At 46.1% G+C, this 14,875-nt stretch carries 9 protein-coding genes; all 9 read left to right on the top strand.

Annotated features, from left to right (window positions below; genetic code table 11):
- The first annotated feature begins 19 nt into the window (after nucleotides 1–19).
- The 9 genes from K7A41_RS13645 (at nucleotide 20) to K7A41_RS13605 (ending at nucleotide 14,826) form a co-directional block, all read left to right on the top strand.
- The gene (locus K7A41_RS13645) at nucleotides 20–2,767 is read left to right on the top strand and encodes an alpha-L-rhamnosidase (RefSeq protein WP_265714129.1); all 2,748 of its coding nucleotides are present in this window, start codon (nucleotides 20–22) and stop codon (nucleotides 2,765–2,767) included.
- Nucleotides 2,768–2,771: 4 nt separating this feature from the next.
- Entirely contained in the window at nucleotides 2,772–3,428 is a 657-nt protein-coding gene (locus K7A41_RS13640) for a DUF3826 domain-containing protein (protein ID WP_265714128.1), read from the top strand.
- A 61-nt stretch (nucleotides 3,429–3,489) separates the two neighbouring features.
- Nucleotides 3,490–4,638, top strand: a complete 1,149-nt coding sequence (locus K7A41_RS13635; protein WP_265714127.1) for a sialidase family protein — start codon at nucleotides 3,490–3,492, stop codon at nucleotides 4,636–4,638.
- Nucleotides 4,619–6,028, top strand: coding sequence for an acetylxylan esterase (locus K7A41_RS13630; protein ID WP_265714126.1), 1,410 nt, complete (start codon nucleotides 4,619–4,621; stop codon nucleotides 6,026–6,028). The genes K7A41_RS13635 and K7A41_RS13630 overlap by 20 nt, the downstream gene beginning before the upstream one ends.
- On the top strand, nucleotides 6,025–6,906 hold the full coding sequence (locus K7A41_RS13625) for a sugar phosphate isomerase/epimerase family protein (RefSeq protein ID WP_265714125.1): 882 nt from the start codon (nucleotides 6,025–6,027) through the stop codon (nucleotides 6,904–6,906). Before K7A41_RS13630 ends, K7A41_RS13625 begins: the two co-directional genes overlap by 4 nt.
- A complete protein-coding gene (locus K7A41_RS13620; protein WP_265714124.1) occupies nucleotides 6,903–8,405 on the top strand; it encodes a glycoside hydrolase family 28 protein in 1,503 nt (500 codons plus the stop codon). The genes K7A41_RS13625 and K7A41_RS13620 overlap by 4 nt, the downstream gene beginning before the upstream one ends.
- A 51-nt stretch (nucleotides 8,406–8,456) precedes the next feature.
- A complete protein-coding gene (locus K7A41_RS13615; protein WP_265714123.1) occupies nucleotides 8,457–11,231 on the top strand; it encodes a family 78 glycoside hydrolase catalytic domain in 2,775 nt (924 codons plus the stop codon).
- 85 nt (nucleotides 11,232–11,316) lie between these two features.
- Nucleotides 11,317–12,408: a glycosylase gene (locus K7A41_RS13610; RefSeq protein ID WP_265714122.1), complete on the top strand. Its 1,092-nt coding sequence runs from the start codon at nucleotides 11,317–11,319 to the stop codon at nucleotides 12,406–12,408.
- Between the two features lie 18 nt (nucleotides 12,409–12,426).
- On the top strand, nucleotides 12,427–14,826 hold the full coding sequence (locus tag K7A41_RS13605; protein ID WP_265714121.1) for a glycoside hydrolase family 2 TIM barrel-domain containing protein: 2,400 nt from the start codon (nucleotides 12,427–12,429) through the stop codon (nucleotides 14,824–14,826).
- Nucleotides 14,827–14,875: the final 49 nt, after the last annotated feature.

Below are 14,875 nucleotides of genomic sequence, written 5' to 3'. Positions count from 1 at the left end.
GTAAAGAAATAAGATAAACATGAAACGGAAAGTACTACAGTATATTATTGTAATGCTATGTACGGTCATCAGCCAAATTACACAGGCTAAGGTCGTTGTGTACGATTTGCGTACAGAACAGCTGCGAAATCCACAGGGAATAGACGTGGCTATGCCTGCATTGAGCTGGAAGCTTCGTGCAGATGAGCGTGCTGTGGTACAGGAGGCCTATCATATCCTAGTCGCTTCTTCTGAAGAGAAACTCCGTCAAAATATCGGTGATTTGTGGGATTCGGGGCGACAGATTTCCAGCAATTCCATCAACATCATGTATCGGGGGAAGATGTTGCAGAGTGTTGATAAGGTCTTTTGGAAGGTGCGGGTATATACCAACAAGGGGGAAACGGAGTGGTCTGAAGCTGTTTATTGGACGATGGGGTTATTGCATTACAAGGACTGGGTAGGACGTTGGATAGGTTTTGATCGTTATTTCCCTTCTGATAGCGAGCCCGGAGGGAAATTGGCTGCACGCTATTTTAGAAAAGAATTTAACACCAAGGGGAAAGTAAAAGCTGCGACTGCCTATATCATGGGCTTAGGTCTATACGAGCTATATATCAATGGTGAGAAGATCGGTAATCAAGTGTTGGCGCCGGTACCGACAGATTACAGTAAAAATATAAAATACAACGTTCTGGATGTGACCGAAGCCCTTTCACAGACCCGACAGCATACTGTCGGCGTTGTCTTGGGGAACGGGCGTTTTTACGCCATGCGCCAAGCTAAGCCTTATAAGATCAAAACCTTTGGTTTCCCTAAGTTGCTGATGCAGATTTTGATTACTTACGACGACGGAACTTCCGAAATTATCAAAACTGATAATTCCTGGAAGGGGACTACGGAAGGCCCTATTTTGTCAAATAATGAGTACGATGGAGAGAGCTATGATGCACGGAAAGAACTTGTTGGATGGTCAAACGTCGGATTCGATGACAGTAAATGGCTGCAAGCGGACTATGTCCAGGAACCGGGAGGTAATTATGAAGCGCAGATCGGCGGCTTGATGAAGGTGATGCGGGATATCCGCCCTGTTTCTATTGTCGAACGCCCCGGGGGAAGTTATATCATCGACTTTGGTCAGAACTTTTCGGGCTGGATGAAGCTCAAAGTCCATGGAAAACGAGGAACGGTAATCGGGCTTCGCTTTGCTGAATCATTGACAGCGACTGGCGAACTGTTTACCACAAACTTGCGCGACGCCAAAGCCGCAGATCAATATGTATTGAAGGGGGGCACGATGGAAGAATGGGAGCCTAGGTTTACCTACCATGGGTTCCGCTTTGTGGAGGTAATCGGTTATCCCGGAAAGCCTAACCTGGAGAACTTCATTGGCCGGCTCGTTTACGATGACCTGACCGATGTGGGGACTTTTACCTCGTCCAGTGCACTTTTAAACCAGATTTATCAAAACGCCTGGTGGGGTATCGCCTCTAATTATAAAGGAATACCCATTGACTGCCCGCAACGTAATGAGCGCCAGCCTTGGCTCGGTGACAGGCCCGTCAGCGCGTATGGCGAAAATTTTCTTTTTGATAATGCGAATTTTTACCGTAAATGGCTCGATGACATCCGGTTATCACAGAAAGAAGATGGTGCCATCCCAGATGTGGCGCCTGCTTTCTGGAAATATTATAGCGACAATATCAGTTGGCCGGGTACCTATATCCTAATCTCTGGCATGCTCTATCAGCAAACGGGCGACTTTAGGATACTTGAAAAACATTATCCGGCCATGAAAAAGTGGATGGATTACATGCAATCGCGCTATAGCAATGATATTGGGATCATCACAAAGGATAGTTATGGTGACTGGTGCTTTCCACCGGCCAGCATCGAAGCAGGACGGGGAAAAATCGCCGACAAGAAATATCCCAGTGCCTTGATTTCTACGGCGTACTATTATCACCTATTGCAGGTCATGGCAGGATTTAGTGATGTGCTGGGAAAAGAGGCCGATCAATCGGATTTTTTGAACCGGGCGGTCGCTTTGCGCAAGAGTTTCAATAGCGCTTTCTATCATGTTTCCGGCTTCTATGGTAACAATACGTTAACAGACAATATTTTAGCTATGCAATTCGGGTTAGTGGAGAATCAGCATAAAGAAACCTTAAAGCAGCGGATTCTGACGATCATAGAAACAGAAAATGCGGGTCATTTAAGTACGGGGGTTATTGGCACCCAATGGATCATGCGTACGCTGACGACGATGGGGCGGGCAGATCTGGCCTATCGAATCGCGACGAACAAGACGTATCCTTCGTGGGGGTATATGGTCGAAAATGGTGCAACAACAATTTGGGAGCTGTGGAACGGGAATACTGCACATCCCAAAATGAATTCCCAGAATCACGTAATGATGCTGGGTGATTTATTGGTATGGCTATATGAGGACTTGGCAGGTATCAAATCTGAGGCAAATGCCTTTCAAAAAGTCCGTATGCAGCCGCAGTTTCTGTCTGGCGCAACAGCGGTAAATGCGAGTTACATCGGTGCTTTCGGCCCGATAGAATCGAGCTGGACCAAACATGGGGATGTATTACAATGGAAGGTTTCGATCCCAGCCAACACGACAGCTGAATTATATTTCCCCGCCAAAGATCTGTCAGGTAGTTTTGAGGGCGGGATTCCCTTAGAGGCAAGTAAAGATATACAGAAATCGGAGACCCTGACAACGGGGAGCAAAGTAACAGTAGGATCAGGAACCTATTATTTTAAAATCAACTTATAGCACTATGAGAATCGCTGCAATTTACGTATTCTGCTGCATGCTTTCCGGCTACTTATTGCTATCAGAGCATGTGGCCGCACAGTCAAATACCAACGAACGAGATAAGGCCATGCAATGGGCTGCGGAGCTTAAGCTAGGTAACAGCCAAAAAGAGCAACGTGTGGCTGACTATATTTTTTATCATCTTGTCGCGGTGAAAGATTGGCATAACAATCATCCGGCGAGTACGGTTCCGGCTGGTATTAACCCATATACCGGTAATAAACTCACTGAACTGGATCGTTCGATTATTGCTGACTCGGCTCAGCCAGATTCGATCCATCAAAATCTGATGAACGGATTGCGAAAGGAACTGGATGATAAGCAGGTGGCCCAAATATTGGATCGATATACCATAGGTAAAGTGGATTTTACATTAAAAGGGTATCGGGCGATTGTGGCTGATCTGACTGTTGCGGAGGAGCAGACCATTCGTAAGCATTTGGAGGAAGCACGCGAAAAGGCGATTGATTACAAGAGCATGAAGCAGATTTCGGCAATATTCGAGATCTATAAAAACAAGTGCGAAGCTTATTTAAATGCAAACGGCAGAAACTGGCGGCAGCTGTTTAAAGATTATGTAACGAAAGTAAAAGCTGAAAAAGAAAATAAATCCAAATAAGAAAGAAACCGGACACGGCCAAGGGAACAAAGCTTGTCGCCATACAATTCATATAAAGGCAATGAAAACGACGATAAAACTATTGACATTAATACTGCTTTTTTGCTCGTGGAGGGCTTATGGGCAGAATCCGACCTTGAAGGTCTGGCAGAAGGGCATTAAAATAGATGAGTTTATTTATGAGAAGGCCCCTTTTCCGTCTTGCCATTCGGCAACCATGGCTGAGACGGACCGGGGCTTGGTATATGCATTCTTTGGCGGAACAAAAGAGCGGCATCCCGATGTGGAAATTTATGTCTGCCGCAACGAAGGGGGGCAATGGACGGCACCTGAATCGGTAGCCAACGGCATCCAACCGGACGGAAAACGTTTGCCTACCTGGAACCCTGTGCTCTATCAGGTGCCTAATGGAGATCTGTTGTTGTTTTATAAGGTTGGACCAAAGCCATCTGAATGGTGGGGTATGATCAAGCGCTCTGCAGATGGTGGGAAAAGCTGGTCTGCTGCCGAGCGTTTGCCCGAAGGATTTGTTGGTCCGGTGAAGAACAAACCTATCCTGTTGCAAAATGGCAGCCTGATCTCACCTTCCAGTACCGAAGGCAATGGCTGGAATATCCATTTTGAAGTCAGTACTGATTTTGGTAAAACCTGGCGAAAGATCGGTCCAGTGCCACGAGGTGTGGATAATTTAGATGCCATACAACCGAGCATCTTAGATCATGGCAACGGCAAACTGCAGCTTTTGGCTCGTACACGTAACCGGGCCATAGCCACTGCATGGTCCTCCGATTGGGGTGAACATTGGACAGCCCTGGAAAAAACAGACTTGCCCAATAATAATTCGGGCACCGATGCCCTTACATTAAAAGACGGTACGCATGTACTAGTATACAACCATGTTCTTCCGGAAGGCAATTTGGCAAAGGGTGCGCGTACGCCACTTCATGTCTCCTTTTCCAAAGATGGTAAAAATTGGTCAGCAGCGCTTATCTTGGAAGATTCGCCGATCAGCCAGTATTCTTACCCCGCTGTCATCCAAACCAAGGACGGCATGCTCCATTTTGGTTACACCTGGCGGCGGAAAAAGATGAAACATGTTGTCGTCGATCCGAAAAAAGTAAAAACAACAGCTATCCAGAACGGCCAATGGCCGCAACGAAAAGGGTATGAAAAACCAGATGCGACTAAATATGTTAAAGAAGAAGATTAGTATAATCTATGGGCTATTCCTCATGCTGGCCTGCTCCTTTAGTAAGGGACAGCAAGCACCTTTAGATTATGAAAATAATTTCAGACAACCTCTGGAAAGGGTACTTATTTCCCTGGAAGAACGCTTTCAAATCGATATTAAATATAGCTCAGATCTAGTGAAAGACCGTTGGGTGGACTTTGCCCCCTGGAAAATCAGAGCAGACCTGGCGGCAACCGAAGTCAACCTGCTTTATCCCCTGGGACTAAAACTCCAGCAGGACAAGCCGGGAATATTTAAGCTGAAAGTTTATGAATACCATCGCTGGAAACCACAAGAGGGGTGGGATTTTTTGGATATGCTTGCTAAAAAGTATAATGACCAAGCCAGCTGGGAAAGACGGAAGGCGGAGCTTAGAGAAGGCATCCGAAAAGCTATGTACTGGGATAGACTACAGCAGATTAAAGTGCCAGCAATCCAATTGCAGCCGGCTCGCCGGTATAAGGATTATCAAATTCAGAACTTTTCCCTGGAAATTATCCCCGGAGTCTATGTCAATGGTAGTATTTATGCGCCACGCAAGCAGAACGGAAAAATTCCCGTTGTTCTTTCACCAGATGGTCATTGGGCCGGGCATCGGTATCGCCCCGATGCGCAGAAGCGGTTTATTACTTTGGCACGGATGGGCTGTATGGCTGTAAGCTACGATCTGTTTGCCTGGGGAGAGTCTTTGTTGCAATTTTCTTCCCAGGATCATCGCAGCAGTATTGCTATGTTGATGCAGACCTGGGGTGCCGAACGGATCTTGGATTACGTCATGGGCTTGCCGGGGGTAGACCGGTCACGTATTGGTATAAGTGGGGGGTCCGGTGGTGGAAGTCACAGTATTCTGATGTCTGCATTGGATGACCGTATCACATTGGTTGCGCCAGTGGTGTCGATGTCTTCGTATTTTTTCGGAGGATGTCCCTGTGAGAGCGGACTGCCAATACACTTTGTCGGCGGCGGAACCAACAACGTTGAACTCGCAGCTATTGCAGCTCCCCAGCCTCTGCTAATTATCTCTGATGGTCAGGACTGGACACAGGAAACGGGCCGGCATGATTTTCCATACTTGCAAAAAATATACGCATACTATGGCAAACCCACAATGGTTAAGCATGTACATTTTCCACAGGAAGGTCACGATTTTGGAGTCAATAAAAGGCAGGCATTATATCAATTTATCATTGAACATTTTCAGCTCAACGCAGCCCAGTTAGCAGATGTGATCGCAGAGAAGGATATACAGATTGAGTCTGAACATCTGCTTTACAGCTTTGGTGCAAAAGGTGAAAAACTTCCAACAACTGCCGTTCGTGGTATTGATGAGCTTAGAAAGCTATTAAACACTTATCAAATTGAGCTATGATGGACCGCAAAAAATTTATCCTTGACTCCTTGGCTTTGAGTAGCTTGTTCCTATTGCCAAGTTTTGCATTAGACAGGAGCAATAATCAGCGATACCGGGTCGCTGTTATTGACTTGATGTTGCTGAAACGGCAGAAGCTGAGCGCAGTTGCTCTGGCTGGGGAAATAGGTGCGGATGGACTGGAAGTAGACATGGGCGGTTTGGGGAATAGGCCCACCTTCGATAATAAGTTTGTGGATGGCCAGTTTCTTTCATCCTATCTCGCGGCTCTTTCTGAGACAAAATTGTCGATTTGTAGTCTGGCGATGACAGGTTTTTATGCGCAGTCATTGGCCGGTCGGGAAAATTACCTACTACCCGTTCAGGACTGTTTTGAAACAATGAAAAAATTAAAGGTAGGCATTGCTTTCCTTCCACTTGGTATACAATGTGACCTCGAGAAGTATCCAGCGTTGTGGCCGGCTCTTGTCGAACGTCTGAAGGTCATCGGACAGCTTGCCCAACAATATAAAGTAACGGTAGCGATAGAAACTGCTTTGTCAGCAAGCGAGGAAAAGAGATTTCTACAAGAAATCGGACAGCCCTCTATAAAAAGCAGTTTCAATTTTTCCAACGCCCTAAAGAATGGACGGAATCTGATTCAGGAGCTGGAAACATTAGGCAAAGATTATATTGCGCAAATCCATTGTACAGATGAGGATGGTCTCTGGTTACAGGAAAATAAACGTTTGGACTTATATGCTGTAAAACGCTGTCTGGACCAAATGGGCTGGAGGGGATGGCTAATTATAGAACGATCCCGTCGTCCGGAATATATTCGTGACGTTAAGATGAACTATAGGACGAATACCAAATTCGTGAAGGAGGTATTTCAATGACATTTTTCCGGACAATCATAGCGCTATTCATCGGAATGACCGGACTGCTCAGTTCCTGTAATATGCAACGTCAGACTGCACTATCAGCGCTTCCAACGCTGGATATGGTGGGGATGAAGTATATGCCTGAAACCATCGCACCGGTGTATTCCCCATATTTTAAGGCTGATTTTCAACGACCAGTTTTCCCTGCACGGACCATCACTGTTATCGACAACAAGACAGACTTGCAAAAAAGTCTGGATTCCCTCGGAAAAGCTGGGGGCGGCAGACTGGTGATTAGAAAAGGACATTATAAAACAGGACGACTTTCTTTGCAGTCCAACACCGAATTGCATTTGGAGGAAGGGGCGACTGTTGAATTTAAAAGTGATATTCGGGACTTTTTGCCTGTCGTATTCACAAGGAGTGAAGGCGTGGAACTTTATTCCCTCGGCGCCTGTATCTACGCTAATGGCGCTACCAATATTGCAATTACGGGTAAAGGAACACTTCTCGGCCCGGCCGAGGGAAGTATCCGCAAAAAAACGATGACACATGACGTGATTGAAAAGGTCGTTGCGGCGGATGTGCCGGTCGAAAAGCGGATTTATGACGGCAAAACGACAGATTTTATATTTCCTCCTGCCTTGATTGCACCTATTAATTGCAAAAACGTCTTTATTGAAGGCCTGAACCTTAGGCGCTCAGCATTTTGGAATATCGTACCAACTTACTGTGAAAATGTAGTCATCCGGGGAGTACATGTCGAGTCTAAGGGAATCCCCCGTGGCGATGGGATAGACATCGAATCGTCACAACGGGTATTGGTTGAATACTGCACCCTGGAAACGGGAGATGACTGTATTGCCTTAAAGGCGGGTAGAGGCTATGATGGACTGCGGGTCAACCGGCCTACCAAACATGTTGTCGTCCGGCATTGCCTGACAAAAACGGGGCATGGTGGGCTGACCATAGGTAGCGAAACAGCGGGGCTGATACAGCAGATATATGTGCACGATTGCATCTTCGCGGGTACAGATGTCGGAATCCGTTTTAAAACACGGCGTCCACGAGGTGGCGGGGGGCATGATATGCTCTTTTCTAATATTCGGATGAATGTTAATTTTTCGGCCCTGCGCTGGGATATGCTGGGGCAAGCCCAACATGTGGGGAAAGAAGCTGACCGGAAATTTAAAGTAGCAGTCAATCCGTTGACACCACGGTTCTCAAAAATCAAAATGGAACGGATTGCGATTGAGGGAGCTTCTGATTGCATCAATATTGAAGGTATACCCGAATCACCGTTGACCGGGGTTGAGCTGACGGGGATTGACGCTCGGGGAAGCCGCTTCCTGAGGGCAAAGGATGCAAAAGACATCCGCATTCAGGACAGCCGTTTTATTTGTGCGGATGTACGGGTAGATAGTACAGCTTTACAGGGATTTAAAATGAAGAAGGTCTATCTATCCACTAAAGGATTAAATGGACAGGACGATCGCAACGAAAAGGTAAAATAGAGTTACGGATATAAACAGAAGTAATCATTAATTAAGAAGATACAGGTCATAATGGGAGAAGTACAGACGAATGACGATAGATTGAAGTATTGGATAGGCATAGTCCATTTCTGGTCTATCTTGCTGCTAATTGTTTTTGCCAGCGGCCCCGCTCTGGCGCAGTTGTCATTTGACCGCGTTCTCGTCAATGGACGGGTGAATCCTTTAGGAATTCATACAAACAAACCGCAGTTTAGCTGGCGATTAAAGAGTAGCCAGAACAATGTGTTCCAAACGGCTTACCGGATTCGGGTAGAGGATATTATGCAGGACAAGCCATGGCTTGTCTGGGATTCAGGCTGGCAAAATACAGACCAGTCCTTATATATCGCCTATACTGGAAAAGCTTTGCACGCGGGTCATTATTATCGGTATTGGATAGAAGCCAAGGATAATTTGGGGAATCATGCCCAAAGTGAAAAAGGCTTGTTTTTAGTTGGACTGTTGCAGCCGGAAGATTGGGGAGTAGGCCAATGGATTGCCAAGGATACCCTGCCAAAAGCGATGGTAAATCCTTTGCCGCTCAGTTCCAGTAAATTTAGGGTGAATCAGGCGTTTGATCTTCCTGTCTTTCGTAAGACATTTAAGATAAAGAGAAAGCTGCTGCGATCGACCGCTTTTATTTCGGGTCTTGGGCATTATGAGTTATTGTTAAATGGGAAGAAGGCTGAAGATACCTTTTTACAGCCCGGATGGAGCAAATACGATAAGGAGGCTTTATATGTTGCGCTGGATGTCACGAACCTGCTTCATCCAGGGGAAAACAGCATCGGGATTCTACTGGGAAATGGCTTTTATTATATTCCTCCGGTCAAGGGGCGATATCAGAAGCATAAGGTTGCTTTTGGACTTCCTAAGGTTAAAATGAAATTGATCAATCATTATGCCGATGGTAGTGAGGAGGTCGTGGTAACAGACCGGAGCTGGAAAGTACATCGTTCACCCATTACCTTTTCCAGCATGTATGGGGGCGAAGATTATGATGGACATGTGCTAGCTTCCAACTGGTCTGACGTAGAATTTGATGATCAAACCTGGTCATCAGCCCTAGAAGTGGACGGGCCAACTCTGGTAGGGCAAGAAGCCGAGCCGCTGCGTGTCATGCAGGAGTTTTCACCGATTCGGTCTTTTAAGAACCGAAAGAATGGGAATACCGTGTATGATTTTGGACAGAACGCCTCGGGGATTGTTTCCATAAAATTGGAAGGTAACCGCGGAGATACAGTACGCATTTATCCTGCAGAGCTGCTCACCGCAGATAGTGCGGCCAATCAGAAGGCTACAGGAAGCCCATACTACTATCAGTATGTTCTTGAAAAAGACGGTACTGCGGAATGGCAGCCCCGATTTACCTATTATGGATTCCGTTTTGCTGAAGTTGTTCTGCGGCCTCAACGGGGTAGATCTGTCCGATTAAAAGAAATTAAAGCCTTACATATCCGGAACGGGGCTGAGGCTGTAGGAAGTTTCCATTCTTCAGACAGCTTATTTAATCAGATTCATCAACTGATAAAGTGGGCGATCAACAGCAATATGGTCAGTGTATTTACCGACTGCCCGCATCGTGAAAAACTGGGCTGGCTCGAACAGCTTCATTTAATGGGGCCTTCGGTACAGTATAATTATGATGTGGAACGTTTGTTTGCCAAGTCGTTACGCGATATGCGCCTGTCGCAGACGGCAACGGGGCTTGTGCCAGAAATAGCGCCGGAGTATGTCCAGTTTGATTGGGGAGGCGATATGTTCCGCGATTCTCCAGAATGGGGAAGCAGTTCCATTATCCTGGCTTTGTACGCCTACCGTTGGTACGGAAACAGCGCTTTTCTCCGCGATAATTACGATATGATGACCAGGTATATCGAGTATCTGGGAACAAAAGCGAAAGATTATATTTTAACGCAGGGTTTAGGTGACTGGTATGATTTAGGCCCCGAGCGGCCTGGAGTTTCGCAGTTGACAACACCCGGAATTACCGCAACAGCCATTTATTTTTACGATCTGAAACTGATGGTTGAGATCGCTACCTTACTGGGTAAGAAAGCGGATGCTGCGAAATTTGAGGCGCTACAGGCTGCGGTATATAAGGCGTTTAATCAGCGGTTTTATCGTCCACAGGAACATAGCTATGGTTCAGGAAGCCAGACGGCGTTGGCCATGCCGCTGTATGTAGGTCTTGTGCCTAAAGCGGAAGAGCAGGCTGTCTTTGAGAGGTTGGTTGCAACAGTCTGCCAGAACGATACCGCATTGACATCCGGAGATATTGGTCATCGTTACCTTCTGCAGGTGTTGCAGACAAAAAAACGCAATGATCTGATTTTTGCTATGCATCATCGCGATGACAGACCGGGATATGGATACCAGATCCGGAAAGGGGCAACAGCGCTGACAGAATCCTGGGCTGCTCTTCCCAACGTATCAAACAATCATTTCATGCTAGGGCACCTGATGGAATGGTTTCATACGGGGCTTGGTGGTATACGACAAGAATCAGGGTCTATAGCCTTTAAAAATTTTCGGATCGAGCCCCAAATGCTGGATGCCGTGAAGGACTGCGCGGTAAGTTTCAGAAGCCCATATGGTCAGATCTATTTTAAGCGTATAGGAACCAAGGATAACTATCAACTGGAGGTACCTGTCAACAGTAGTTGTACGCTGGTGCTACCTCAAGGAGCGTATTTGGTAAATGGAAAACCTGTGGATGGCCACGCTTCCGCCCAGAATGATCATCAGATAGAAATGAAATTTGGCTCTGGTAAATATACGGTCATTAAAATGATGGGGAGATAGATTTAACCGATAAAATCAACTGTATGTAATCAAAGACTATGTGCCAGCTCAAAAAATTGAATAATAGAACGATAAGAATATACCGATGAAAAGAATGATGCTATTGCTATCCTTAACGTTGCTCTGCTGGATAGCAAGGGGACAGACATCGACTGTCTCTGACGAGGAAATGAAAAGAATTTATGAAGAAGTAAAGACTCCTTATAAGTATGGGTTGGTATTGGTTCCGCAAAACAGCGGTGAGTTGATGGACTGTCCAACCTTATACAAAGAAGGGAAGTATTGGTATATGACCTATATTGTTTTCGATGGAAACGGCTATGAGACCTGGTTGGCACAAAGTACAGATTTATTAAATTGGAAAATCCTAGGTAAGCAAATGGCGACAGGCAAGGATGGCAGCTGGGATGCGAGACAGCGGGCGGGCTATAATGCACTTGTTGATACAGAATGGGGTGGCAAATATAGGCTCAAAAAATATGCTGGAAAATACTGGATGTCTTATTTCGGTGGTTCGACAGCGGGCTATGAACCAGAACCTTTGGCCATCGGAATGGCCTATACCAGTGAAAAGCCGGTCCAGCCTGTCCTGTGGCGACGCCTACCGGCACCTGTTTTGAGTAGCAGGGATTCCGACGCCTCCTGGTGGGAAAACAGGAACAAGTTATTCAAAAGTTATGTCATTGAGGACAGCGATAAAAACACGGGACATCGTTTTGTAATGTATTACAATGCCGTGGGCGATTCTTTAGCGAACAATAAGCCTACACGGTGGTACGAGCGGATCGGTATGGCGGTATCAGATGATATGAAGAACTGGAAGCGATTCAAGGTGGATCCTGTTGTGCATCATCCGGTGGGCATCACTGGCGACCCGATGATTCAGCGTATCAACAATACATGGGTGATGTTCTATTTTGGTGCATTCTGGAAAGACCGTAAAGGCGCGTTCAACCGCTTCGCCGCGTCTAAAGATTTGATCCACTGGACCGACTGGGAAGGAGATAATCTGATTGAATCCAGTAAAGATTTTGATCAGCAATATGCGCATAAGTCGTTTGTGCTCAAAGCGCAGGGTGTTGTTTATCATTTTTATTGTGCAGTGGATAGCAAGGGCAATCGCGGTATCGCTTTAGCAACCTCCCGAGATCTGGGGCGGAGTACTGTACATTTTTAAGCTATTAAAACATAAGTCATGAATTTACATTATTTTGTTTCCGTTCTTTTTTTGCTGCAGCTGCACCTTGGCTTTGGACAGGGACGTACCAAAGTCCGTTTTAACGAGAATTGGCATTTTACATTACACGACCAGTTGGAATATCGACTGAATGATAAAGATGCGCAAGACTGGGAGCTTGTCGAATTACCCCACGATTGGAGTATTAAAGCTGATTTTGGTGCAGCGTATCCTGCTGGAAACGCCGGTGGCGCATTACCCGGGGGGATCGGCTGGTATAGTAGGGAATTTCAATTGCCGACAAGCGATAAAGGAAAGTGCATTCAGCTACACTTCGGCGGAATCTATCGCTATGCCGAACTTTGGATCAACGGAGTTTATTTGGGGAAAATACCCAATGGCTATCTGTCATTTACAGTAGATCTGACTCCCCACCTGAAATATGGAAATCAAAACAATCGAATTGCTGTCCGTGTGGATAACAGTAAGCAGCCCAACTCCAGGTGGTATACGGGCTCGGGCATTTACCGTGATGTATATCTGATCAAAACAAGTCCGGTATACCTGAATGAGAGCGAGACATTTATCAGTACACCGGAAGTTCGCGGTACACTTGGGGCATTAAAGGTGCAATCCAAATTGGCCAGCATACCGGCTGCTAAAGGAAGTTCCTATGCTAAAAAATATCAGCTAACCGTTTGGGATCCACACGGAAATCTCCTCCTAAAAAAAACAGGAACAGCACAGGACGGAAACATCGATGAAACAGTGTCGGTGGACAAGCTGATGCACTGGAGTCCCGAGGCGCCTAATTTATATCGTGTTCAATTGGCTCTTTTGAACAGAAATAATACGGTGGATGATCATATTGAGAAGAAAATCGGCTTTCGGACGTTCCGGTTTGATGCAAAAATGGGTTTTTATCTCAACGGAAAACCATTAAAAATCCTGGGCGTGTGTATGCACCACGATCTGGGGGCCCTGGGAGCCGCATTCAATAAATCAGCAGCAAAGCGACAACTCCTGATGATGAAGGAAATGGGCGCCAATGCCATTCGCACGGCACACAATCCGCCGGCGGAGGAGCTGCTTGATCTCTGTGACGAAATGGGGATACTGGTATATAATGAAGCTTTTGATATGTGGAAAAAACGAAAAAATAAGTTTGACTACCACATTGACTTTCCAACGGCACATCTGAGCGATTTAGAGGCTTTTGTACGCAGGGATCGCAATCATACTTCAGTAATTCTGTGGAGTATCGGAAATGAGATCAGGGAGCAATTTGATTCTACAGGCATAGCCCTTACGCAGGAGATGGCTAGATTGGTCAGGTTCCTGGATCCTACAAGGCCCGTCACTGCGGCCCTGACAGAAAATAATTATGCGAAGAATTTTATTGCTCAGGCCCAGGCTTTGGATGTGTTGGGCTTCAATTATAAGCATGAAGATTACGACAAACTACCAGTAGAATTTAAAGATAAGCCTTTGTTAGCTTCGGAGACTGTATCGGCCTTGCAGACTCGAGCTGTCTATGACAAGTTGCAGGACACGATCCAGTTCTGGCCAGCCTCTTCCAAAGACAAATATGTTGTCCATGGCAACCCAGATTTTACGGTATCCGCATACGATAACGTGGCTGCCTATTGGGGTACCAGCCATGAAAAGGCCTGGCTTGCGGTCAAGAACCGTCCTTTCTTGGCCGGAACTTTTGTCTGGACCGGATTTGATTATCTGGGGGAACCGGTGCCCTATCCCTATCCTGCACGGAGTTCCTATTACGGCATTGTGGATCTCGCCGGTATTCCAAAAGATGTCTACTATATGTATCAGTCAGAATGGACCGACAAAGATGTGCTCCATCTTTTGCCGCACTGGAACTGGAAAGAAGGAGATACGGTGGATGTATGGGCCTACTATAATCGGGCAGACGATGTAGAGCTTTTTCTCAACGGAAAAAGCCTGGGGACTTCAATGAAAACAGCGGACCAGTTGCATGCTGCCTGGAAAGTACCGTTTCAAAAAGGTGAGCTGAAAGCAGTAAAAAGACGAAATGGCCATATTGTACAAGAAGCAACCGTCCGAACGGCAACTGATGCCCATCGGGTAGAGATTGTGTTGGAACATGAAAAATATGCTACTGGAGAATCCCGTGATCTTTACTTCGTGACAGCGACTCTGGTTGACAAGATGGGACAGCACGTGTTGCGCAATGACCAAGAAATTGAGTTTATTGTCAAGGGAAATGGGAAAGTGCTCGGAACGGACAATGGTTTTCAGGCAGATTTACGGGGTTTACATCATCCCAAAAGGAAAACATTCAAGGGAAAGGCTTTAGGCATTATTCAAAAAACAGACAGTGCACCTTGCACGGTCATTATCCGTTCGGCTTTGGGGGAGCAAACGATAACCATCTAACCATTGGTCCTTCAAGTTCTGGAAGGACCATCTAATTCAAAAAACAACC

Source organism: Sphingobacterium sp. InxBP1 (assembly GCF_026191775.1).
Taxonomy (GTDB): domain Bacteria; phylum Bacteroidota; class Bacteroidia; order Sphingobacteriales; family Sphingobacteriaceae; genus Sphingobacterium; species Sphingobacterium thalpophilum.
This window is presented reverse-complemented; position numbering and strand designations above follow the sequence as displayed.

Bases quoted from the DNA above. Each gene is read 5' to 3' on its own strand.
- K7A41_RS13645 (WP_265714129.1), top strand. From the start codon at position 20: ATGAAACGGAAAGTACTACAGTATATTATTGTAATGCTATGTACGGTC.
- K7A41_RS13640 (WP_265714128.1), top strand. From the start codon at position 2,772: ATGAGAATCGCTGCAATTTACGTATTCTGCTGCATGCTTTCCGGCTAC.
- K7A41_RS13635 (WP_265714127.1), top strand. From the start codon at position 3,490: ATGAAAACGACGATAAAACTATTGACATTAATACTGCTTTTTTGCTCG.
- K7A41_RS13630 (WP_265714126.1), top strand. From the start codon at position 4,619: ATGTTAAAGAAGAAGATTAGTATAATCTATGGGCTATTCCTCATGCTG.
- K7A41_RS13625 (WP_265714125.1), top strand. From the start codon at position 6,025: ATGATGGACCGCAAAAAATTTATCCTTGACTCCTTGGCTTTGAGTAGC.
- K7A41_RS13620 (WP_265714124.1), top strand. From the start codon at position 6,903: ATGACATTTTTCCGGACAATCATAGCGCTATTCATCGGAATGACCGGA.
- K7A41_RS13615 (WP_265714123.1), top strand. From the start codon at position 8,457: ATGGGAGAAGTACAGACGAATGACGATAGATTGAAGTATTGGATAGGC.
- K7A41_RS13610 (WP_265714122.1), top strand. From the start codon at position 11,317: ATGAAAAGAATGATGCTATTGCTATCCTTAACGTTGCTCTGCTGGATA.
- K7A41_RS13605 (WP_265714121.1), top strand. From the start codon at position 12,427: ATGAATTTACATTATTTTGTTTCCGTTCTTTTTTTGCTGCAGCTGCAC.